This window comes from Microcoleus sp. F10-B2 (genome assembly GCF_036704965.1).
In the GTDB taxonomy this organism is placed as follows: Bacteria; Cyanobacteriota; Cyanobacteriia; order Cyanobacteriales; family Microcoleaceae; genus Microcoleus.
Window position 1 is genome coordinate 97797 of sequence record NZ_JAUBTB010000008.1, and the last position, 20010, is coordinate 117806.

The window sequence follows — 20010 nt, forward strand, 5'->3', positions numbered from 1 at the left end:
TGTTTTATCTCCGCTCCTAGTTTAGCAAATTACTAATGGCGATCGCACTCATTTTCCCAATAAGTTGCCATAATTGAGGTAGAGTAGTTCAAGGTTAAACTATGCTAGCAACTGACAACACCTCAATGGGAAAAATTCTTACCACACTCACCGTGACTAACCGCGCCGATCAAAATGTCGCAGCCAGAGGATTTATGCCTTCCGACCAAATCCGTTCAGTCACTCTAAATAATGTGCTAGTTGATACAGGTGCAACAACATTGTGTTTGCCTGCAAGTATCATTGCACAACTCGGTTTAGAATTGCTCAAAGAAGTGGATGTAGAGACTGCTAATGGCATTGGTAAAGCCAGAATTTTTCAGGATGCTAAAATTTCTTTAGTAGGACGCGAAGGCACGTTTGAGTGTTTGGAATTGCCCGGAGGTCTGAATCCTTTATTAGGCGTGATTCCTCTAGAAGCCCTGGGAATTGAATTAGATTTAAAAAATCAGCGATTAGTAACTTTACCCATCAGTCCAACGCAAACTTACTTGACAATTTTGTAAAGCCTGTATGTTGAGGTTAAAGAGATACAATCGCTCAACTAATTGCGGATATGGTGTAACGGTAGCATTCGAGTCTTCCAAACTCTAGGCACGAGTTCGAGCCTCGTTATCCGCTTGGCTAAACGAGAGGTTTTTTCAATCCAAAATCTCAAATTTCCAATCTAAAATCGGTTTGCGGGTGTGATGTAAAGGCTAGCATCTGAGTATGCCATTCTCAGCGCATGGGTTCGAGTCCCATCATCCGCTTTTGTAGTCCTGAGCTTCGATGGTAGAGCGTTTGCCTTACAAGCAGACGCGGGGTAATCTCCTGTCAGGACTACCAATTTATGGGAGTGTAGCTCAATGGATAGAGCGCCGCGCTTCGGACGCGGATGTTGTGGGTTCAAGTCCTGCCACTCTCGTTGTTTTTGCTTTAATTTAAGGAGGTTGATTCCATTGAATGGATAATTTTTTATATTAAGATCGATCGCCCTTTGCGTGCCCCAATCTTTGGAGCCTACATACTTTAGTACGAGAGGAAAGGTAACGCTGTCAAAATCAGCGGGCGTTTGAGAACGAGGAGTGCCATGAACCCGGCAGGTTGGCTTAAAGGTAGCCATCCTTTAAAGAGTGTGTAGTAACTCATCGGCGGAGTCCCTCTAGTAACTGAGAAAACGCAATGCTCTGATAACTTGCACGCGAAGTGCGTGAAGCGCAGCTATCCCCTAGGGAATCGCGCATTAACAAAAAACATGGGAGCGTAACTCAACTGGATAGAGTGTCGAGCTTCTACCTCGAATGTTGTGGGTTCAAGTCCTACCGCTCCTGCTGTCTGGGTTCGTAGCTTAATTGGTAAAGCATCTAACTGGCTGTTAGAAAGATATCGGTTCAAATCCGATCGCAATCCACCACACCAATTTTAGATTTTAGATTTTAGATTTACTCCACAGGTGAATCTTTTACGCGGGGTCATAGCTCAATTGGTAGAGCGCTTGCTTTGCACGCAAGAGGTCAGGAGTTCGATTCTCCTTGACTCCACTTCCGGTGTCTGAAGTCGAAGCGGTCGAGACGCTAGCCCGTGAAGCTAGTTATTAGCGGGTTCAAGCCCCGTCAGACACCCCTTGGAAGATGCCGCTAAATGGTTGGCAACCAGTCTTGAAAACTGGGGTACAGGTAACTGTAAGGGTTCGATTCCTTCATCTTCCTTTTAACCACCGGAAGTCGAAAAGCGAGACACCGTGCTGATAACGCGGGGATAGGAGGGGCAGTACCTCCTCGGTGGATGGATTGGTTTATAATAAGTCTAGATTTGCTAGTTATTCAACATAGAAGCGATGAGCATTCAAGTTCTCAAATTAGAATTGATTCAGTGGATTTTGTTATTAAAGGATATGCAAGTTTTAAACGAAATCCAAAAACTGAAAGAAAATTCACCCGAAAAGACTGCTGTTCTCAAACCTCGTCAATTTGGCTGTGGTCAAGGAATTTTTACTTACGTTGCGGATGATTTTGATGAAACACCTCCTGGTTTTGAAGAATATATGTTGCGATGAAATATCTAATTGATACTCACATTCTAATTTGGTTTGTTGAAGGTAACGATCGGCTTGATGAGTATGTGCGCTCGCTGATTGCTAATCCTGTCAATGAAATCTATATCAGCCAAGCGAGTCTGTGGGAACTTACTATCAAAATCAGCATCGGTAAGTTGTCTTTGTCTATTTCTGTGTCCGAGTTAGAAATATTTCTGCTCGACCACGACTTTCAAATTCTAGAAACTAAGTTCCTCCATTACGAGAAATTGCAAAATCTTCCTTTTTACCATCAAGATCCTTTGATCGCCTAATTATTTCTCAAGCCCAAGCAGAAGATTACACTATCATTACACATGACGATAGGTTCAAACAGTACGATGTAAAATTGTTGTAATATCAAATTATAAAAAGAAACGTGAAACATGAGAAAACTAAAATATTACGTTGCTTGCACCGTTGACGGGTTTATTGCTCGCGAAGATGGCTCATTTGATTGTTTTCCTATGCAAGGAGAGCATTTTGCTGATTTGTTCGATTCCTTTCCTGAGACTATTCCGGCTCACCTTCAGGAAGCACTAGGCATTGGTGCAGAGAACAAGCAGTTTGATGCGGTTTTGATGGGACGCAAAACCTATGAGGTAGGTCTAAATGTTGGTATAACTAATCCTTATCCCAGCTTGAAGCAGTATGTTTTTTCGCGCACTATCAAAGCCAGTCCCGATGAGAATATTGAACTTGTTTCGGACAATCCTGTGGCATTAGTTCAGGAATTGAAAAAAGAAACGGGTAAAGACATCTGGCTCTGCGGTGGTGGCGCTTTAGCGACAACTCTTTTTTCTGAGATTGACGAGATGATTGTCAAGTTGAATCCGGTAGTTATCGGAGCGGGAATTCCTCTTTTTTCCGGTGCAATCAATCCGACAAATTTGGAACTTGCCGATCGCAAAATCTATAGCAACGGTTTCATGTTGCTTTATTATCGAGTGCAGCATTAGCAATCGGGATTTTATGCGTTGCAATTGCTGGGGGCAAAAAAGGACTGAAGTGTTTACTACACAATGATTTTTTAGGAATTACACAAAAGCTGACTTTTTAAGGGTGGTTAGCAAAGCGGTTATGCACCCGGCTTTTAACCGGTACCAGATAGGTTCAACTCCTATACCACCCATTTTTAAAGGCCGAAAGTAGAAGTTAGAGGGTTAAATATGCGTTTTGCCATTCGCGAGGGCGATCTTACTGTCGGTGCGGGCGTCGTTTCCCAAATTTTGAAATAGTTGGATTTCTTCTATTTCCTGCAGGATAGTTCTTCTGTTCTCTTCTGATAAGTAAATCGAACATTTGAGACGAAAGTACCGATATGAAAGTCAAAATTAGCGACACCTATACCTTTCTCACCAACTACTTCTAGCGTCAATTCCCCGGAATGACCGGAACTACCAGGCTCAAAGACAACATTGTTTTGACCTTGGGTAGGTGCCACAAATTTTACGCTGCCTACTCTCTTGATGATGGGCTGACAGTTTTTGATTGAATTCAGAACTCCGCCATAATTCCAAAATTCTTTGGACGCCCATTGCTGTCGAACCTCAGCAGGTGCTGCTACACCCGGAAAACCGTTGTTGTAAACCAATATAAATGTTACAGCGATCGCAGACGGAATTAAAATTCTCAACAATGAAACGATTAGATTGCTTGTGGATTTACTCCGCTTAAATTTTCCAGAAACATAAATTCCTAAAATAGATAGCAAAAAAGGAAGTAAAACCCCAAATGACCAATCCAACTTGTGTCGCAGAGTCGGCATTGATGAGTAGAAATAGGTAACTAAGTAGCCGCTCAGCAAACCGATGATGCAACCGAAAACCAGAAACAACGGCTCACTTTCCATTTCTTGTTCTGAAAGTTTTCGATCCACCAGAGCAATGGTGTAAAGACCCAGAAGATATAGTGCCAGAGCTGTCATTATCCACAAGTAAAGCCACTCACCAAGTGTCGCTTCACGATAGTTCAGATAATTGCCTATAGAGGTGAGGAATGTAATGTCAATCGCTGCTGTTAAAAAGCAAGCTAACACATCTAATAGTGCAACTATCTTGTTTTTCATAAGGCGATTGCTCCTAAAAGTATATAGTTCCTCGCCCTACGACTGTATCTTGATATTTTACACAAGTCAATCCTGTATCTACCTCAATTGAAATGTTAATGCCAACGATCACGTGAAGATGTCGGTGAATTTGGTCAGCGATTGTCCTACCAACAGGCTTTGCGATCGCACTTAAATTAGGTATTGAATAAGGGCGATCGTGTAAAATAAAGTTGTTCTTTTAAGAAAATGCGTCGATTCTGCAATGAAAACGCTAGCTAAATGGTCTGTGGGCGACTATCACCGCATGATTGAAGCAGGGATTCTACGCGATCGCCGTGTGGAGTTGCTAGCCGGTGAAGTTTGCCAGATGAGTCCAGAAACCCCTATTCATTACAACACCACCAAACGAGGTACTAAATACCTCGAAGAACTACTCGCAGGTAAAGCTGATGTCCGCTTCAACGGGCCGATTACGCTATCAGACTCTGAACCAGAACCAGATATTGCGATCGTGCGATTGCCGGAGTCTGCTTACAACGATCGCCATCCCGAAGCTCAAGATATCTTTTGGATTGTAGAAGTTGCTCAAACTAGCTTGAAGAAGGATTTAGAGTTGAAAGCCGCCATTTATGCCGAGGCAGAAATTCAAGAATATTGGGTTTTAAATTTATCTGCTAAGCAAATGATCGTGTTTCGCTATCCTCAGAATGGCGAGTACGCTACAGAGCAAAAGATCGAGGCGGGAACGGTTATACCGCTGGCATTTCCAGACATTCGCGTATCCGTTGAGAGACTTTTAGGGTGATTGGGATTGATCGCCACAAATTTATACAAAAATAGTTGAATTTTCAGAACAGTTGTGTTATAGTAGCCTAGATGCGGGAGTATAGCTCAGTTGGTTAGAGCAGGTGACTCTTAATCTCAAGGTCGAAGGTTCAAGTCCTTCTACTCCCATCCCAAATAACATACTACTCACAAGGCTTTGAGGCTTTAAACTGTCTCTAGTATGTCGTTTTTCGCCCATTTTGCGCTCACGATAGCAGCCAATGGCGGTAGCGGTTGGATTACTGTGAGTGTTAGCGTTGTCGGATTTTTAATGCCGATCGACTATTGGGGCGAGTCGATCAAGAAAAGTGCGATCGCCCAAGCTATTTTTAAACTGAATAACAACAGGAAATGGTGATTAGCTATGATGGCAAGTCTCTCGGCGCGCTGCTATGGGGGCGATCGCGATTTAGATGCGATCGCCGATTTAATTAATACTTGCGAAGGAGTCGATCGGCTCGACGAAGGTACTTCCATCTCGGAATTGCAACAAGAATTTAACCAACCGTCCCTAGACAAAGCCCGCGATATTCGCCTTTGGGAAGATGCGGAGGGAAAATTAATCGGTTTCGCTCGGTTGTGGATTTCTGAACCAGGAGAAGTAATTGACGGTTGGCTGTGGTTTCGCGTTCACCCCGACGCGCGCGGAGGTGATGTGGAAGCAGCGGCGATCGCCTGGGGTGAAGTGCGGATGCGCGAAGTGTCTGCGATGCAGGGCGGGCGCGTGAAGCTGCGAACCTACGCGCGCGCTGAGGATTGCGATCGCATTTCATTGCTCACAAGTAATGGTTTCAAGGTCGATCGCTATTTTTGCCGAATGGCGCGATCGCTCTCTGAACCAATCCCAGAACCCCACTTCCCCGAAGGTTTCGCGCTGCGTCAGTTCCCCAGCGAACAGAACGCGGCAGCTTGGGTAGAAATGTTCAACCAGTCGTTTATCGATCACTGGAATCATCACGATTTAACGGTAGATAAATTTAAGCACGAGTTAGCTAAACCCGATTACAGAAATGATTTAGACTTGATTGCTGTTGCTGATGACGGCACATTTGTCAGTTTTTGTTACTGCGAGATTAGTGTGCAAGAGTGCGATCGTACCGGGCGCAATGAAGGCTGGATTGCTTGTCTCGGCACTCGGCGCGGCTTCCGCAAAAGGGGATTGGGACGAGCGATGTTGCTCGCTGGTTTGCATCGGCTCAAAGCTGCCGGTGTGGCTACTGCTATTCTCGGCGTCGATGCTGAAAATTCATCAGGTGCATTGCATCTTTACGAGTCTGCTGGCTTCCACAATATTCGCGACAGCATTTCTTATGTTAAAGACGTTTGATCGATGTTACAGTTGGCGATCGCGCTTTGACCCAAGAAACCCGGTTTTTTACCGGATCAGCAGGTAGCAACGAAAAATTTTCCTGAAAAAACCAGGTTTCTCGCCACTCGTGTAAGTTTTATCTAAAAAACTTTTGCTACCCCCTTGACACGTATGTAGTATGTATGTAGTATATAAATATGGAAAGTGCAGGACAAGCAAAAACCTGTATTTTTCGTGCAAATTCTGAACCTTGACAACTAAATATTGCTCAAAATTTCAACGAACATCAATTTGAAAGTCTTGTAATATAGACTCGATTGTCATGTTGTTACTTTATACGAGACTGTTCGGTTACAAACTGACTCGGCTAGAGTCAGATGTTGTACGAAATCAGTCTAATTTCAACGAATTTCCTGCGGATTCAGAACAGACAAGCTCTGCCAGATTTCAATCAAGCAAAAAGGCTGAGGAAATCCGCAATATCAAACAAGCTTATCATTTAGAACGGCGCTTCTTTCAGTAAAGATTATCTGATTTCGTGAATCTTTACCGATACTGGCAATTTGCTAAGTCTCACAAAAAGCCAAAGTCGAGAGCAGATAAGCTACTAATCCAAAATCCAAAATTGCTCTAGGAGGTATCGGTAATGGTTCACATTCGTTTTGAAGGACGTTCCTATGACGTGGCAGAAAACCAACTGGGTATCGCGGCAGGAATGAGCGACAAGGCTATTAAGGAACGTCTGGCCAATCATTTTGATGTCAAGGGATCTCGCTTCGAGTCTTACGTGCTCGATCGCCGTCCCAGCGGTGATTTAATTGTCCGCCCAGAAGCCGTTTACGGCTAGAAATTCACTGAAAGCACGTATTAGACAGCGCACCCCAACTAAAGAAGCTTACAAACTGGAAACGTTTAACTTAAAATCCAATTGTAGGTTCCATTCCTACCGGCCCCTCGGCTGAAAAAAAGCTTCTCTGACTTGTGCGCTGCCTTTTATAGCTGAATTTTTTATATCTTTCAGGCGCTTAAAAGTTCCACTTCGCGCCCCAACAAAGGAAGCTTACATACTAGCTCATTGGTAGAGCAATTCCCTCTTAAGGAAAAGGTCGCGGGTTCAACTCCTGCGTATGTGCCAACGGCTTTCTTAACTTGCGTGGAGTGACTTTTAATGCTATAAAAGGCCAAAATAATTGAGTAATTTAGAAGAATCACAAGTCAAAACTTTCTAGTTTAGAGATTAGAAAAATTTTGTTCCGCACCCTAACGAGTGAAGCGAATACACACATTATAATCGATTTGTCGCAGGTTCAAATCCTGCCAGCCCCGTTTAAGGGGCTGTAGCTCAGGGGTAGAGCCATCGGACAGTCAAAACGCTTTGCTAACTTGTGCGGAACATCTCATATTTATAAATATTAGATATAAAAGTGGTGAGGAGAATTAAATTATGAAAAATACAACTCTAATTTACCGATCGCCCAAAGAGATAGACAGTCTGATTCATGCCTTCCAAGAATGCAACCTGTCGCGAAGTCAATGGACGCACGAAGCACATTTAACCGTTGCCCTGTGGTATCTGTGTTATGACTCGGATCAAGAAGCGATAAATGCGATTCGCAATGGCATTAAACGTTACAACTCGGTTCAAGGAATTGAAACCACAAAAAACAGCGGGTATCACGAAACGCTAACCCTGTTTTGGGTGCGAACTATTCGCCGATATCTCGCCGATGAAAGCCAAAATCGGTCGATCGTACATCTGGCTAACGGTTTGATTGCAAAATATGCCGATCGCACTTTACCATTTCGCTATTACACGCGCGATCGCCTGATGTCCTGGGAAGCCAGAAATAGCTGGGTTGAACCCGATTTGAAGTCCCTCGAATCCGAAATAGTCCGCCAGGGATTGAAATCCCTGTCTAATAGCTAAAGTCCTCTGAAGAGGACTAAAGATATTTGTTTTTGTTCGTTTTTAATCACAAAAAATACATTTGTAAACACGCATTTCAGTCCTCTTAAGAGGACTTAAGCTTTGAGCCAGGGATTTCAATCCCTGGCGGACTAAGGCGCTAGGTGCAAAATATTAGGTGACACCAATGAATATGAATACAGCAGAACGCGATTTGCGTTTGGAAATGCTCAACTCTCTGCTCACCACTCCTCACCGTGTATTAGAAAAAGTAGCAGAAATTCACAAGTTAATTATCGAATTAGACCCGATTTTTTACGGTCATTTAGCAGTGTGGTATCAACGTCACGGCGACGTGCGCGATCACAAGGAAGTTTTTGCCGGAAATTTGCTGACTTCGGCGCTGACGGAACACCGAGATGCCGGGTTTATGATGCTGCAAGAGTTCCCTCCCTACGAGGTTTCGCGGATTGTGGACTTTATGAAGCGGCACCAGAATAAGGTGCCCCGCAGCGCGCGCACTGCTGTCACTCGCTATCTGAAATCGCGGGAAAAAAATCCGCAGTTTTTCGATCGCGCGGCCATCCGCAACCGCAAGGCGATGAAGCATTTGTACGCAACGCTGCACGTCAAGCCGAGCGATCGCGCTAACGCTATCCTCTTTAAAGACAATCCGCCGGAAGACTCTCTGGCATCCGTTTTGAAGCAGTTGGCCAAGGCGGCGACACCTGCGGAACAGGCGAATTTGATTGTGGAGTACAAGATTCCGTATACGATCGCAGTTGGTGCGATCAAACAGCTAACGCCAACGGTTTTGGCCGCGCTGATTAACTCGATGTCGCCGCAGGAAGTCATCAACAATTTGAAATCGATTCAGTCTCGCGGCGCGATGGATCACGCGGAAGTCAAGCAGTTGATTGACTCGAAGCTGGATGAAGCGGCAAAGTGCGATCGGGTTTCTGCTTACAAAGCTAGTGTTGCGGGCGCGGGCGCGAACTTCGACGCAGCAACGGCGGCGAAGCTGGAAGCGGTGACAAACGAACAGGTGAAGAAGCGCGGCAAGATTGCGAAAGCAACCGGTTTGTTGATTGACAAGTCGGGAAGTATGGAAAGTGCGATCGAAGTCGGGAAGCGTCTCGCTGCTTTGATTTCCGGCATTTCCGAGGCTGCACTGTTCGTTTATGCCTTTGACACCATGCCGTATCCAGTGCAAGCAAACGGCAGCGAATTGACAGACTGGGAACGCGCTTTCAAGCACATTCGCGCTGGCGGCGGCACAAGTTGCGGTTGCGCGGTGGAAGCAATGCGAATTAAAAAGCAGGTTGTCGAACAATTCATTCTGGTAACAGATGAAGGCGAAAACACCGCACCTTATTTCGCAGATGCTTATCAGAATTACTGCCGCAGTTTGGGGGTAATTCCTGATGTTGTGATTGTGCGAGTTGGTTCTTGGTGCGAATATGTCCAGAAGCAATTGAAGGACAAACAAGTATCGGTGGAAACCTTTACGTTTGCGGGTGATTATTACTCCTTACCGAATTTAGTGCCGATGTTGAGCCGTCCTTCGCGGCTGGAATTGTTGATGGAAATTCTGGATACGTCGCTGCCTGTGAGGGATGACAAGTGATATAATTGGGCATGGCTCGTGAGTTAAGCTGGCGGGCAATGCTCACTTTATGGGATAGCTACTGTGCCATACCTCAAAGCAAAACATCTATCAACCCAAGGTAAAAGGTTGAATGAGAGGGTAAAAACTGCTAATCGCAAGTTAATTTATATTGGTGGTGAAATCAGGTTTCAATCCGAGATGGATTTGGAAGATTATGTAGATGAGAAATTTGATGAAATATTTCCCTCGCTAATTAAAATCAAAAGGCAGCATACTGTAAAAATGCAGCGATGCGATTTATTGTGCTGTACCAAATCCGAAAAGCAGCCGATAATTATTGAGTTGAAAAATGAAGAAGATCGAGGATTAGTTTCGCAGTTAACTCGGTATCGTAAAGCTATTATCACCAATAAATGCTTTGAGGATAAAATTGACTATTCATTGCCAGTTAAAATGATAGCTATCGCACCGAGTTTTCACGCTGATAATTACACAGACAAAGAAGCTTCAAAATTTGAAGAAGATTTTTGTTTTTGGGAATTTGCTGTACAAAATCATCATAATTCAGGTCAATTTAAACTATTAAGTCAAATTTATGAAATTTCTTACCCTGTATTTGGGTTGCCAGAAATCTCTCATAATTTAGATCTTAGCAGTTTACCTCCTTTTACTTGCAATTTTGTAGGTAGGCTCCCACCAGACTATCATACAGATTTTCTGAAGTTGCGAACTTTGCTTTTGTCTCAGCCAAAAGTAAAAGAAATGGTTAGTACCACTTACAGAAAAATATTGTATGGAACTGGGGATGGAGTGAATCACAAAAAAGTGGCCGAAATAACTAACACTACTAACGGAATCGTTTTATTTCTTTGGTTGCCAACAGCCGTTAATAAAAATACCAAAACACCGATAACTAGATTTGGATTTGTTTTGAAAAAAGGAAGCAACCCTTTTTCTGAAAATTCTTCCATAGAATGGGTCGTCTGTACAAAAGATACTATCAACTTAAAAGAGCAACCTCAACCTAATACATTTTCAGGAATGACTAGACATGGAATGTTAAAATGGTGTAAACCTAATATGTACTTGACGCAAGCTGCACAAGGTTATAATCCTAATACTTTTTTCTTACTTTTGTATCTCCTTAAAGGAATTACTCCACCTATTGATAGCACTACTAGGGAATGGTGGGAAATTTACCAAAAGGAGACAGACTTTAATTTAGGATGGTTTATAGATTTAGCTATCAAAACCTGGAATTATCGCGTCAAGTAGAACTTTTATATACGGAGACATTCAGCAGCAAACGAAAAACAGCCCGCAATCCTTCAGGTATTAGCATTGTAAATTATTCTCTAGTTTGAGCGATAATTGCTTGTAATTCTGGATTAGCGATGGATGACACTAACTGGGAATCCGCACCAGCCAAAGCAGCGCGCAACTTTTCCGCAGTCAGTGCAGGATACTTCTCTAACACCTGCTGTTGAGTCCATCCCGCAGCAAAGAGCCCCAGCAAGAATTCTACAGACAATCGAGTTTCTGGCGCTGCTGATTGACTTGTGGAAGCTTTCGGGTTTGGATGAATGAGCTTTCGCCAGTCCATTGTTTTACTTAAACGATTTGGGAAGATTCCGCCGATTATACTGCATTTGGGCACAGTAGAAACACGGGCGTCGTTGACTGACTTTGTAACAGTGCCACCGCAGGTCATACCATTTTAGATTTCAGATTTTAGATTTTAGATTGGGAATCACTGATGACTTAAGGGTTTGGAGTTGGGCTAGAGTCCCATTTTTTTTGAACTGGTGTCATTTCCCGATTTTGCGATTAAATTGTTATTACGATCGCAGTACAGCACTTTCTTATAGACTAGAGTAATGGGGTAGCGAGGGGGCGATCGCCCTTTTTCCTTTTGTCCGTTTCAATACCAAACCGCGTAAGCGTTGCCCGCCCCTACGGGGGCTAGGCCAACGAAGAGGATCGCACTAAATCTAAACCCACTGTCTAACGGACTGTGCAACCCACAGTACAACTACTTTAACTTCTTAAAACTATGGGAAAAAAGTCGAAAGCCAAAAAATCCCAGGTCAAAAAATCCAGTTTGCTTTGCGCCAGACTGCAAGAAGCTCTCGATCGAGGCAGCAAAGTTTGGATTAAAACAAATAATAGCAGTTTCGGCGGCATCCCGATTAATTTGTTCGGGGAGTTTGCGGAACTTTTGGTGATAGTTCCCCCTAACGAACAGGCGGAAAATATCGATGCTTACGGACAAGTTACGTGGCTGATTAGACTCTCTGATATTATTGCACTCGCTTATCCTACTGAATACTGGTCTAAAGATAGATTAGAAAGTTTGCTGCCACCCGATGCAGTTACTTCCGAAGTAGGAGATTAACTGTAAGGTGCGCCTAGCGCACCCAACTTTTAGCCAATTTGTATTCGGTAAGGTGCGCCCAGCGCACCTTAAACTTACTATTTTCTAACCTGTTTTACAAGCGAAAATATCCACCGCTCCGACTAATTTTTATCAATTTAATTAGTTGTTGCAAGCTGAAAGTTGGACTTTACAGTTGCCGCCATCTAGTTCGCTGCAACCGGCGAGAGCTTGAGCTTCTGCTGCGGCTTTATCGTCGCCCCAGCCCGCACCGGCTCCTCCTTTGCCTACGGCGATCGCTCCACAATTATTACTATTAGATGTCAGGGGTTCGCAGTCGTTAGCACCTCCGCTTTGTTCATTGCAAGCGGCTACTGCTGCGTTTAGTGCTTCTTTCTCCGTAGCATGATCCCAACTAATACCAGTGGCGTCAGAAGTCGGAGAATAAGCAGTAGCTCCATAGGTGTCCTGAGCTTGAGCTACCTGGACTGAGCCAAAAAGAGGAAGTGTCAAAGCTGTGACTACAACCCACTTAGAAAGCTTTTGCAGCATATTTACTTAAGATATTTACAAGGTTAAGTTGCGAGGTTCGCTCGATACTATATCAGGGCATTAATTCCTGTCAATAGTGTTGAAAAATCTTTATATTTTCTTAAACAAAAAGTGTCTTAGGTAAAAAAGTTAAGACAGGACTTACCCATTCCGACGCCTAGAAACCGGGTTTTTTAGCGAATCGGCGGGCGGGAACGAAATATTTTCGTAAAAAACCCGGTTTCTGATTCCCTATGCGTAAGTCCTCTAAGATTACGGAGGTCAATTCAGTGGCAGATATCCGCAAAATCCTCAGCCAACTCGCGGCCCAAGAAGAGCAGCTACTCGATACCCAATTCCTGGCTCCTTGCGTGCCCGGGGGAAGGGTGCGGATAAGAGTTAGCTCAATGGTTTATACTTTTCAACCGCAGCCGCGCAAATTTGAAGGATGGGCTATTTTTAGGCCGATTAATGAGAAAATTGCTGCGGTAATTGAGGAGCCGAGTTTGTCGCAAGTGGCAGAGTATTTGCAACTGCTCGTACCCGTGCGCTTGCAGTTGGCTTGCGTACTGCAAGGGCAAACTTGGCTGGCTTATCCTGTTAACGAATCTGATGCTAAACAGCGCACTGGTGTTGCGAAACCCGTACCAGTGCATTTAGTAACAGAAGGTTCGCAGTTTGAACCGCTTGTTGCGCGGTGGGACGGTCATTGTTTGTGGTTTGAAGAGATTGACAGGCGCGCCGATCCGCTGCCATCTGAGAAGTTAAAAGCAGCTTTAAAAAAGTTGATTTTGCCTCCCGAAGTTCGCTTTAAAGGGATGACGCCGGAAATGCGAACTGTTTACGAATTGGTGTCCCGAAATATTAAAGATTTCGATCCGAAAGTGCGGGAGGAACAGCGCTTGCAGCGGGCGTTGAAGATGGGCGGCGGTGAATTGCGGGATTTTTTCGATCGCGAAAATTATTGGCTGGTTGAATGGACTAGCGGGAGTGGAGAACATCACACTTCTGCGATCGCCAAAAATGATTTGACAGTGATGAGTGCTGGCATTTGTCTCAGCGGATTGGACAAAGACTTCGACTTGCATTCATTGGTTGGAGTAGTCGAAAATCGATAATTCTTGATTACCATGAGTATATTTTTTCACGAACAACTTTATAGAAGTGCCGCAGTGATGTCGCTGATAAAAAATTTCCCGGTAACGGTGTGCGGCGCGGGCGCTTTGGGTGCGAATATAACAGAAAGTCTGGCGCGATCGGGCTTTTGTCAGTTAAAAGTCATCGATCGCGATCGCATTGAGGAACGCAATCTTTCCACTCAACCCTATTATCGATCGGACATCGGCGCATTCAAAGCCAAAATTCTCGCCAACCACCTCTACCGCGCTTTGGGAGTCAGCATTGAGGCGCACTCAAAAGAATTGACACCCGCAAATGCCGATCGGCTGCTAGCCAACAGCGCCACAGTCATCGATACTTTCGATAACAGTGTCGGGCGGCAAGCAGTCAAGGATTACTGTGCGAGTGCCTCCCTTCCATGCGTACACGTCGGATTAGCTGCCGATTATTCCGAAATAATTTGGAACCAACACTATCGGGTTCCTTCAGCGGCGAATGATGACGTTTGCGATTACCCGCTGGCGAGAAACTTGGTAATGCTGACAGTTGCTGTTGCTTGCGAAGTTATTGTTACCTTTGCTGCTACCCAAGAGCAACAAAATTTAACTTGCACGATCGGAGATTTTGCAGTCAAGCCACTTATATTGTAGAATGTCGGTTGACTGTTGCCAGAAACCCGGTCGAGATTGGATGCGTCCATCCCAGAAACCCGGTTTCTCACTCTCAAACAATCGTCAAACTTGCAAAAAACGCTTGAGAACATTAACAGGGAAAGTATGGCAGGACAACAGACTTTTTATTATTTACTAGCAATTCTCGGTCTATTAGTTTTGACTGGCACAAGTGGAGCCAACTATGCAGCGGGTTCCGCAGTTTGCTACACTGATGATTGCCATCAACCAGTAGTAAGACACCATAAAAGGATTTTAAAATGCGGCTCGAAAGGGCACGATGTGAAGAAACTGCAAAAGTTGTTGAACGCGCGGGGCTTGTCCGCACACCCGATCGTAATTGATGGCGTTTTCGGTCCGACAACCGAAGATGCAGTGAAAAGATTTCAGCGGCAAGCTCATATTCCTGTAGACGGAGTGGTGGGAGGCAAAACTTGGGACAGACTGTTTGCTAGTTCGTAAATTTAAGCACCCGAAAACAAAAGTTCCTAAGTCAGTCGATTTTAGATTTTAGATTTTAGATTTTAGATTTACTCGATAACAGATGAATCTGGAAGCTTAAACTCTGTAATCTAATTTTTTTTCTCGACCCTCGATAGCGTCGGAAAGCAAGTACCTGTGTTTGGGTTGAGTCATCTTTGGTAATAATTAATCCCTGGGATTTGTAGTTGCACATTAGGATCGCGAATTAAATAATTTACACTCTTGAAAGTGGGGTGGGCTCTCGTAGCCCGCCCTTTCTGGACGGGCGGGACGCCCATCCCACAAGAACATCAAAATTTTAAGTTATTTAATTCTCATTCCTTAAGTAGATTTTGTGCAACTACAGATACCTAAATTGCCATCAACAATCAATCGCACACTAGAGTGGTAATGAATGAAGTTTTAGATTTTTGGTTTGGTCGATCGCACTCTCCTGAATTTGGCAAAGTCCAAAAGAAGTGGTTTGAAAAAGATGCAGATTTTGACGCCGAAGTGCGATCGCGCTTTCTGCAAAAATACGAACTAGCCGCCTCCGGTCAACTTGACTCATGGCAAAATTCCCCCGAAAATTGCCTAGCATTAATTATACTGCTCGATCAATTTCCGCGCAATATGTTTCGCGCCACGCCCCAAGCATTCGCCACAGACAGCAAAGCTTTAGCCACCGCCGAATACGCTGTTAATCACAACTTCGATCGCGAATTGCTGACTGTACAAAAATGGTTTATTTATCTGCCTTTTGAACACAGCGAAAACTTAGAAAACCAGCAAAAATCAGTCGAATTATTTAGCAGACTTCAGGGCGAACCCGACAGCGAATCAGTCATTAACTACGCCATTCAACATTTAAAAATCATCGAGCGTTTTGGGAGATTTCCGCACCGCAATCAGATTCTCGGACGCGAAACAACCCCGGAAGAAGCAGAGTTTTTGAGACAACCCGGTTCGGGATTTTAAAGCGCGATCGCCAAACCTCGAGCGTTCTGATATATTCGAGGCTTGTAGAGGCATTTTTAGCCGGCAATCACAACCAACAGCAGATAATCTCTCGACAAAACCCGCCTAAACCCAGGGACTATCAAAATGGAATAGTCAAATTAGAAAAGAAGATAAATTGTTGATTAAACAAAAAGTAGACGCTGGTGAAGAATTTATTCATCGCCCAATCGTCAGCCGCGATACTGCACCCGATAAATCCGGTTGTTTGCTTCCTCAGTAAACAGCAAACTCCCGTCAGGTAAAACCAGCAACCCAACCGGCCTCCCCCAAGTTTTCGGGCCAGACGGATCTGTCAGAAAACCAGTCAGAAAATCCTCATAATAACCTTGAGGGCGTCCGTTCGCCGCATTAAAAGGTACAAACACGATTTTATAACCAGTTCCAGCGTTCCGGTTCCAACTGCCGCGAAACGCCACAAATGCCCCGTTCAGGAATCTTTTGGGAAACGTTTTGCCGTCGTAAAACTGAAGCCCCAAAGCCGCAGAATGCGCCTGAAACAGCACGTCCGGCATTAATGTTTTAGCTGCTAAATCAGGTCGATCGCTATTGCCGTTTCTAGCGTGGCGCGGGTCGAGCAAATTCGGCTTAAAATAAGCGTAAGGCCAGCCGTAAAACTCGCCTTGACGAATTCTTGTCAAGTAATCCGGCACCAAATCATCTCCCAAACCGTCGCGTTCGTTGACTGTCGTGTAGAGTTGATTGGTTTTTGGGTGAAAATCCAATCCCACCGGATTTCGCAAACCGGAAGCAAAAATTTGCTTGTTCTGGCCGTCCAAATTCATCACTTGAACAGACGCCCTCGGCAGCGGTTCGACATCGGCATTAGACTGCGATCCAACTGATACGAAAAGCTTGCTCTTGTCGGGGGAAACGACAACATTTCGCGTCCAGTGTTGGTTGTAGCCACCGCCCGGTAAATCGGCAATTTTTTGACCGCTACCTGTCAATTGTTCCTGGCCTTTTGTGTAGGGAAATCGGCGGACTTCAGCGGTATTTCCGAGGAAAAAATAGCGATCGGCAAAAGCCATACCAAAGGGAATATTTAACCCGTTTTGGGCATTTGCAAAAGTTTTGCGAACCTCAGCAACGCCGTCGCCGTTGGCATCCCGCAGCAGCGCAATCCGATTCTGCCGGGTTTCTGTTACCAAAACATCGCCTGTGGGCGTCAAAGCCAGCCATCGAGGAGCGTCTAAATTGTCAGCAAAAACGTTGACGACAAAGCCAGGAGGCACTCGCAGCACTGGCGATGCGGGAATCGGTACTACTTGAGGAGGTTTTGAGGCGCTGTCGCTGGCTCCTGGCTGTGGCAAAGCAGTTGCCACAATGCGGATTGGCTGCGGCGAAAGCGTTTTGGTCGGTACAATTTGATTTGTCCCAACTTTTGTCAGCGGTGCAGGGGATGGAATTTGCGACAGGGGGCCGTTGTCGCCAACAGCAGGCGCGATCGCATCTGTAGCTCGATCGCACGCAATCACCGGCAACAGCAGAATTAGCAACAAGAAACGCAGGTAATACATAGCAGCCATTTCTCAACAATTGCTGGACAATTCTATTATTCTAACTGCTATGAAACAGCGAAGCCACCGCCGGCGCGGTGGCTTAATTGCATTTACTGATACCAGTTGCAAACAAGAATGCAAGTGTAGGCCAGTTCTCCAAACCTTGAGCTCGATCGGTCAATCGATTTTAGATTTGCGATTTTAGATTTTAGATTTAAGAATTGAAGAAAGCAACCCCAGGAATGAATCCGGGAACCCGGGGCCAAATTGCTTGATTGTCACTGCCAATTTTCAATCTAAAATCTAAAATCTAAAATCGAAAATAGTATAACCTAGCTCTACCAAAGTCCTCTCACAGGAGCCGGACGGGGAGTCGGAGCCGGAATTGGACGGGGAGCCGGAATCGGAGCCGGAGCCGGAGCCGGACGAGGAGCCGGACGCGGTGGCGGTTCTGGGGCCGGACGAGGAGCCGGTGCTGGGGTTGGGGGACGAACAACCGTTGTGGCTACCACCTTATAATCGGGGATCACCGCGATATTTTGTATCTGAGAGCCGGCTATGGTGGCTCTGACTTTCATTCCCGGTACGAGACCAATAATTTTCAGGACGCATTTTTGAATCCTGAGAGTCCTGTACGGCGCGTTTTCTTCGCGAATAGTTACTACGTCGCCGACAATACTTTTGACAAAACCGACAATGGTTCGAGTGTTCGCTGTGGTGGTGGTCTGCGTTTGGGCTATTTCAGTTGCAGGGTTAGCCATCGCAGGATGTACTGAGACCACCGAAATTAGCACCGACAGGGTTGCACCTGTCAATAATTTTATCTTCTGAAGACGCATTGAAACCTCACATTAACTTCTATTGAGGGTCGGGTTTGCTTCCGCTGCGCGAAAGTCCCAACCTCTATACCTAATCCAGTTTAATCCCCAGAGTAGGAAATTTATGACAATCTCAAAAAAAGATTATCGAACAAGTATTGAAAGACTAAATTTTACATCATAAGTTCCCGATTTACAACAAGTTCAGCAGTTCGTATCTCTCTCCGTGGAGGCGTGATATATTGAGTTTGTTCGATCGACCGTTGCGGTTTTTTTCAGCCAACCTAATTGTTGCTGGGGGGAACTCTACCCAAAGACAGATTGTGCTTGCCGGAAGCAGCAGCGCCATAGTTTGAATACTCGATCGCCAGCGGGCCATTGCTAAAAAATCAAATTAGTCGGAGGTAAAATTTAATCATTTTCTTGCAAGATTTACGCATAAATCGGTTTTTTTCACGACTATCTATTGCGTAACTCCACTGAGGTTCGTATAAAAACCTTCTTTTTTTGGTATTATTGCCTAAGCTTTGTGTTGAGTTACAAGTGCTCGGTGGTGGAATTTAAACTAAAAACTGCGCAGCGCAGTTGCCGTCAAAAAGCCATCTCAAAACTTTTCAGATCGGGTGCGGTTTGCGGATAATTAGATAGGAACTTTGTAGGAACTGCTGGTTAGGAGTTTAGCGAACAAAACAATGGTGAACAGCAAATTTTTATTTAACAAGTTAATTGTACTGAGCTTGAGTGCAGCCGCGCTTTCGGTCTGCCTGCAGCAGCAGGCGACTGCCGAACTGGTGGCTACTTCAAGCAATAGTGCGATCGCAGCGCAGGGGCCCACATCCGAGGCAAAATTGCCGAATCTCGCAGCCCCAGAATTACCGCCATTGGGAGAACCATTTCTGTATATTCCCCAGGAACCAAAACCTCCGGTAAATCCAATTGAAGAAGTGCGTTTAGTGCTGAAATTGCGAGAACGCCGCGTCTATGTTTACCGACAAAATAAGGTGCAAGCCAGTTTCCCGGTTGCTGTGGGAAAAGGCGGCTGGGAAACTCCTACAGGCAATTTTAAAGTTATGCAAATGATCAAAGATCCAGTTTGGCAAAATCCTTGGACGGGAGAACTTATTCCTGCTGGGCCGGACAATCCATTAGGGAGTAGGTGGATGGGGTTTTGGACGGATGGCAAAAATGTGATTGGTTTTCACGGTACTCCGAATCCAGAGTCGATCGGGGGGGCGGCTTCTCACGGCTGCGTGAGAATGTTTGATAAAGACGCACAGGCTTTATTTGAGAAAGTCGCAGTTGGAACGCCGGTGATAGTTGAGCATTAATTATTCGGAGGTTGGGATGAACAACAACATCATCTCAGCATAAAAACACCAATTTCCGGCGATTTCAAGAGACTGTTGGCGAATCAAAAAAGGGTGGAAACCAAACATCCCACAATCATCGCCAGAGAACTGCGATCCGGCACAGGTAAAAAGAACGAAAAAACTAGAGACACCGGTCAAACCAATCGGAATGTTGCGCCCTATTGCCTGGATTCTTGAGAGATTCATCGCAGCAGTCACCCTATGTTGTAGAGGAGTTTTGGCAAGACCCATGTAACGATCGTAACGCAAACCAAAAACACGAATTAAACAGAGAAAGCGATCTCTCAATACCAGCCCGCAGGCCATAACGCTAAGAGGTTGAGGTTTCAGAGTCAGAACGCCAACTGACGCA

Annotated in this window: 24 protein-coding genes and 12 tRNA genes; 30 read left to right on the top strand and 6 right to left on the bottom strand. The window is 44.9% G+C overall.

The genetic code is table 11. The annotated features are described in order from the left end of the window. Nucleotides 1-101 precede the first annotated feature (101 nt). The 15 genes from QUA99_RS05220 to QUA99_RS05285 all read left to right on the top strand — a co-directional run bounded on the left by QUA99_RS05220 (nucleotide 102) and on the right by QUA99_RS05285 (nucleotide 3227). Nucleotides 102-545, top strand: coding sequence for a retroviral-like aspartic protease family protein (locus QUA99_RS05220; protein WP_333234919.1), 444 nt, complete (start codon nucleotides 102-104; stop codon nucleotides 543-545). Nucleotides 546-589: 44 nt separating this feature from the next. Beyond that, nucleotides 590-660: transfer RNA gene (locus QUA99_RS05225), tRNA-Gly, on the top strand. Nucleotides 661-719: 59 nt separating this feature from the next. Next, nucleotides 720-791 (top strand) — tRNA-Gly (locus QUA99_RS05230). A 5-nt stretch (nucleotides 792-796) separates the two neighbouring features. Continuing rightward, nucleotides 797-867 (top strand) — tRNA-Val (locus QUA99_RS05235). Nucleotides 868-873: 6 nt separating this feature from the next. Continuing rightward, a tRNA-Arg gene (locus QUA99_RS05240) sits at nucleotides 874-946 on the top strand. Between the two features lie 332 nt (nucleotides 947-1278). Beyond that, nucleotides 1279-1352, top strand: a tRNA-Arg gene (locus QUA99_RS05245). Between the two features lie 6 nt (nucleotides 1353-1358). Further along, nucleotides 1359-1435: transfer RNA gene (locus QUA99_RS05250), tRNA-Ala, on the top strand. Between the two features lie 54 nt (nucleotides 1436-1489). Further along, nucleotides 1490-1562: transfer RNA gene (locus tag QUA99_RS05255), tRNA-Ala, on the top strand. 6 nt (nucleotides 1563-1568) lie between these two features. Then, a tRNA-His gene (locus tag QUA99_RS05260) sits at nucleotides 1569-1643 on the top strand. A gap of 4 nt (nucleotides 1644-1647) precedes the next feature. After that, nucleotides 1648-1730 (top strand) — tRNA-Ser (locus tag QUA99_RS05265). Nucleotides 1731-1858: 128 nt separating this feature from the next. Next, complete coding sequence (locus QUA99_RS05270) at nucleotides 1859-2077, top strand: hypothetical protein (protein ID WP_333234918.1); 219 nt, start codon at nucleotides 1859-1861, stop codon at nucleotides 2075-2077. Next, entirely contained in the window at nucleotides 2074-2370 is a 297-nt protein-coding gene (locus QUA99_RS05275; RefSeq protein ID WP_333234917.1) for a type II toxin-antitoxin system VapC family toxin, read from the top strand. The genes QUA99_RS05270 and QUA99_RS05275 overlap by 4 nt, the downstream gene beginning before the upstream one ends. Before the next feature lie 2 nt (nucleotides 2371-2372). Then, nucleotides 2373-2453: a hypothetical protein gene (locus tag QUA99_RS33015; RefSeq protein ID WP_445250982.1), complete on the top strand. Its 81-nt coding sequence runs from the start codon at nucleotides 2373-2375 to the stop codon at nucleotides 2451-2453. Nucleotides 2454-2481: 28 nt separating this feature from the next. Continuing rightward, nucleotides 2482-3054: a dihydrofolate reductase family protein gene (locus tag QUA99_RS05280; protein WP_333234916.1), complete on the top strand. Its 573-nt coding sequence runs from the start codon at nucleotides 2482-2484 to the stop codon at nucleotides 3052-3054. A gap of 101 nt (nucleotides 3055-3155) precedes the next feature. After that, nucleotides 3156-3227, top strand: a tRNA-Lys gene (locus QUA99_RS05285). 117 nt (nucleotides 3228-3344) lie between these two features. Here the strand turns inward: QUA99_RS05285 and QUA99_RS05290 are convergent. Then, nucleotides 3345-4163: a hypothetical protein gene (locus tag QUA99_RS05290; RefSeq protein ID WP_333234915.1), complete on the bottom strand. Its 819-nt coding sequence runs from the start codon at nucleotides 4161-4163 to the stop codon at nucleotides 3345-3347. 244 nt (nucleotides 4164-4407) lie between these two features. Between QUA99_RS05290 and QUA99_RS05295 the strand changes: the two genes are divergently transcribed. From QUA99_RS05295 to QUA99_RS05335, 9 genes are all read left to right on the top strand, one after another. Continuing rightward, on the top strand, nucleotides 4408-4950 hold the full coding sequence (locus QUA99_RS05295) for a Uma2 family endonuclease (protein WP_333234914.1): 543 nt from the start codon (nucleotides 4408-4410) through the stop codon (nucleotides 4948-4950). Between the two features lie 75 nt (nucleotides 4951-5025). Next, nucleotides 5026-5099 (top strand) — tRNA-Lys (locus QUA99_RS05300). A gap of 52 nt (nucleotides 5100-5151) precedes the next feature. Next, nucleotides 5152-5328, top strand: coding sequence for a hypothetical protein (locus QUA99_RS05305; RefSeq protein ID WP_333234913.1), 177 nt, complete (start codon nucleotides 5152-5154; stop codon nucleotides 5326-5328). Nucleotides 5329-5334: 6 nt separating this feature from the next. Further along, nucleotides 5335-6297: a GNAT family N-acetyltransferase gene (locus QUA99_RS05310; protein WP_333234912.1), complete on the top strand. Its 963-nt coding sequence runs from the start codon at nucleotides 5335-5337 to the stop codon at nucleotides 6295-6297. A 628-nt stretch (nucleotides 6298-6925) separates the two neighbouring features. Then, complete coding sequence (locus tag QUA99_RS05315; RefSeq protein ID WP_333234911.1) at nucleotides 6926-7126, top strand: hypothetical protein; 201 nt, start codon at nucleotides 6926-6928, stop codon at nucleotides 7124-7126. Nucleotides 7127-7341: 215 nt separating this feature from the next. Continuing rightward, nucleotides 7342-7414, top strand: a tRNA-Lys gene (locus QUA99_RS05320). A 309-nt stretch (nucleotides 7415-7723) separates the two neighbouring features. After that, nucleotides 7724-8206: a hypothetical protein gene (locus tag QUA99_RS05325; RefSeq protein WP_333234910.1), complete on the top strand. Its 483-nt coding sequence runs from the start codon at nucleotides 7724-7726 to the stop codon at nucleotides 8204-8206. A gap of 166 nt (nucleotides 8207-8372) precedes the next feature. Beyond that, a complete protein-coding gene (locus tag QUA99_RS05330; protein ID WP_333234909.1) occupies nucleotides 8373-9812 on the top strand; it encodes a hypothetical protein in 1440 nt (479 codons plus the stop codon). Nucleotides 9813-9875: 63 nt separating this feature from the next. Beyond that, on the top strand, nucleotides 9876-11069 hold the full coding sequence (locus QUA99_RS05335) for a hypothetical protein (protein WP_333234908.1): 1194 nt from the start codon (nucleotides 9876-9878) through the stop codon (nucleotides 11067-11069). Nucleotides 11070-11142: 73 nt separating this feature from the next. Here the strand turns inward: QUA99_RS05335 and QUA99_RS05340 are convergent, their stop codons facing one another. Further along, complete coding sequence (locus tag QUA99_RS05340; protein ID WP_333234907.1) at nucleotides 11143-11397, bottom strand: DUF433 domain-containing protein; 255 nt, start codon at nucleotides 11395-11397, stop codon at nucleotides 11143-11145. A 450-nt stretch (nucleotides 11398-11847) separates the two neighbouring features. On the opposite strand from QUA99_RS05340, the gene QUA99_RS05345 reads away from it, so the two are divergent. Further along, on the top strand, nucleotides 11848-12189 hold the full coding sequence (locus QUA99_RS05345) for a hypothetical protein (RefSeq protein ID WP_333203426.1): 342 nt from the start codon (nucleotides 11848-11850) through the stop codon (nucleotides 12187-12189). 141 nt (nucleotides 12190-12330) lie between these two features. Here the strand turns inward: QUA99_RS05345 and QUA99_RS05350 are convergent, their stop codons facing one another. Continuing rightward, a complete protein-coding gene (locus QUA99_RS05350; RefSeq protein ID WP_333234906.1) occupies nucleotides 12331-12720 on the bottom strand; it encodes a DUF4189 domain-containing protein in 390 nt (129 codons plus the stop codon). A 269-nt stretch (nucleotides 12721-12989) separates the two neighbouring features. Between QUA99_RS05350 and QUA99_RS05355 the strand changes: the two genes are divergently transcribed. From QUA99_RS05355 to QUA99_RS05370, 4 genes are all read left to right on the top strand, one after another. Then, the gene (locus QUA99_RS05355; RefSeq protein WP_333234905.1) at nucleotides 12990-13817 is read left to right on the top strand and encodes a hypothetical protein; all 828 of its coding nucleotides are present in this window, start codon (nucleotides 12990-12992) and stop codon (nucleotides 13815-13817) included. A 12-nt stretch (nucleotides 13818-13829) separates the two neighbouring features. Then, nucleotides 13830-14468: a ThiF family adenylyltransferase gene (locus QUA99_RS05360; RefSeq protein WP_333234904.1), complete on the top strand. Its 639-nt coding sequence runs from the start codon at nucleotides 13830-13832 to the stop codon at nucleotides 14466-14468. Nucleotides 14469-14594: 126 nt separating this feature from the next. After that, on the top strand, nucleotides 14595-14951 hold the full coding sequence (locus tag QUA99_RS05365; RefSeq protein ID WP_333234903.1) for a peptidoglycan-binding domain-containing protein: 357 nt from the start codon (nucleotides 14595-14597) through the stop codon (nucleotides 14949-14951). A 411-nt stretch (nucleotides 14952-15362) separates the two neighbouring features. Then, nucleotides 15363-15929: a DUF924 family protein gene (locus QUA99_RS05370; RefSeq protein ID WP_333234902.1), complete on the top strand. Its 567-nt coding sequence runs from the start codon at nucleotides 15363-15365 to the stop codon at nucleotides 15927-15929. 212 nt (nucleotides 15930-16141) lie between these two features. Here the strand turns inward: QUA99_RS05370 and QUA99_RS05375 are convergent, their stop codons facing one another. Together QUA99_RS05375 and QUA99_RS05380 are read right to left on the bottom strand one after the other, a co-directional pair. Further along, the gene (locus tag QUA99_RS05375) at nucleotides 16142-17497 is read right to left on the bottom strand and encodes a sorbosone dehydrogenase family protein (protein ID WP_333234901.1); all 1356 of its coding nucleotides are present in this window, start codon (nucleotides 17495-17497) and stop codon (nucleotides 16142-16144) included. A 311-nt stretch (nucleotides 17498-17808) separates the two neighbouring features. After that, a complete protein-coding gene (locus QUA99_RS05380) occupies nucleotides 17809-18309 on the bottom strand; it encodes an autotransporter (protein WP_333234900.1) in 501 nt (166 codons plus the stop codon). A 671-nt stretch (nucleotides 18310-18980) separates the two neighbouring features. Here QUA99_RS05380 and QUA99_RS05385 point away from each other — a divergent pair. After that, nucleotides 18981-19616 (top strand): L,D-transpeptidase, encoded by a 636-nt coding sequence (locus QUA99_RS05385; RefSeq protein WP_333234899.1) that lies wholly within the window; start codon nucleotides 18981-18983, stop codon nucleotides 19614-19616. On the opposite strand, the gene QUA99_RS05390 is transcribed toward QUA99_RS05385, so the two are convergent. After that, nucleotides 19617-19946: a hypothetical protein gene (locus QUA99_RS05390; protein ID WP_333234898.1), complete on the bottom strand. Its 330-nt coding sequence runs from the start codon at nucleotides 19944-19946 to the stop codon at nucleotides 19617-19619. Nucleotides 19947-20010: the final 64 nt, after the last annotated feature.

Excerpts from the sequence above, each read along its gene's own strand:
- QUA99_RS05220 (WP_333234919.1), top strand. The coding sequence starts at position 102 with ATGCTAGCAACTGACAACACCTCAATGGGAAAAATTCTTACCACACTC.
- QUA99_RS05270 (WP_333234918.1), top strand. The coding sequence starts at position 1,859 with ATGAGCATTCAAGTTCTCAAATTAGAATTGATTCAGTGGATTTTGTTA.
- QUA99_RS05275 (WP_333234917.1), top strand. The coding sequence starts at position 2,074 with ATGAAATATCTAATTGATACTCACATTCTAATTTGGTTTGTTGAAGGT.
- QUA99_RS05280 (WP_333234916.1), top strand. The coding sequence starts at position 2,482 with ATGAGAAAACTAAAATATTACGTTGCTTGCACCGTTGACGGGTTTATT.
- QUA99_RS05290 (WP_333234915.1), bottom strand. The coding sequence starts at position 4,163 with ATGAAAAACAAGATAGTTGCACTATTAGATGTGTTAGCTTGCTTTTTA.
- QUA99_RS05295 (WP_333234914.1), top strand. The coding sequence starts at position 4,408 with ATGAAAACGCTAGCTAAATGGTCTGTGGGCGACTATCACCGCATGATT.
- QUA99_RS05305 (WP_333234913.1), top strand. The coding sequence starts at position 5,152 with ATGTCGTTTTTCGCCCATTTTGCGCTCACGATAGCAGCCAATGGCGGT.
- QUA99_RS05310 (WP_333234912.1), top strand. The coding sequence starts at position 5,335 with ATGATGGCAAGTCTCTCGGCGCGCTGCTATGGGGGCGATCGCGATTTA.
- QUA99_RS05315 (WP_333234911.1), top strand. The coding sequence starts at position 6,926 with ATGGTTCACATTCGTTTTGAAGGACGTTCCTATGACGTGGCAGAAAAC.
- QUA99_RS05325 (WP_333234910.1), top strand. The coding sequence starts at position 7,724 with ATGAAAAATACAACTCTAATTTACCGATCGCCCAAAGAGATAGACAGT.
- QUA99_RS05330 (WP_333234909.1), top strand. The coding sequence starts at position 8,373 with ATGAATATGAATACAGCAGAACGCGATTTGCGTTTGGAAATGCTCAAC.
- QUA99_RS05340 (WP_333234907.1), bottom strand. The coding sequence starts at position 11,397 with ATGGACTGGCGAAAGCTCATTCATCCAAACCCGAAAGCTTCCACAAGT.
- QUA99_RS05345 (WP_333203426.1), top strand. The coding sequence starts at position 11,848 with ATGGGAAAAAAGTCGAAAGCCAAAAAATCCCAGGTCAAAAAATCCAGT.
- QUA99_RS05350 (WP_333234906.1), bottom strand. The coding sequence starts at position 12,720 with ATGCTGCAAAAGCTTTCTAAGTGGGTTGTAGTCACAGCTTTGACACTT.
- QUA99_RS05360 (WP_333234904.1), top strand. The coding sequence starts at position 13,830 with ATGAGTATATTTTTTCACGAACAACTTTATAGAAGTGCCGCAGTGATG.
- QUA99_RS05365 (WP_333234903.1), top strand. The coding sequence starts at position 14,595 with ATGGCAGGACAACAGACTTTTTATTATTTACTAGCAATTCTCGGTCTA.
- QUA99_RS05370 (WP_333234902.1), top strand. The coding sequence starts at position 15,363 with ATGAATGAAGTTTTAGATTTTTGGTTTGGTCGATCGCACTCTCCTGAA.
- QUA99_RS05375 (WP_333234901.1), bottom strand. The coding sequence starts at position 17,497 with ATGGCTGCTATGTATTACCTGCGTTTCTTGTTGCTAATTCTGCTGTTG.
- QUA99_RS05380 (WP_333234900.1), bottom strand. The coding sequence starts at position 18,309 with ATGCGTCTTCAGAAGATAAAATTATTGACAGGTGCAACCCTGTCGGTG.
- QUA99_RS05385 (WP_333234899.1), top strand. The coding sequence starts at position 18,981 with ATGGTGAACAGCAAATTTTTATTTAACAAGTTAATTGTACTGAGCTTG.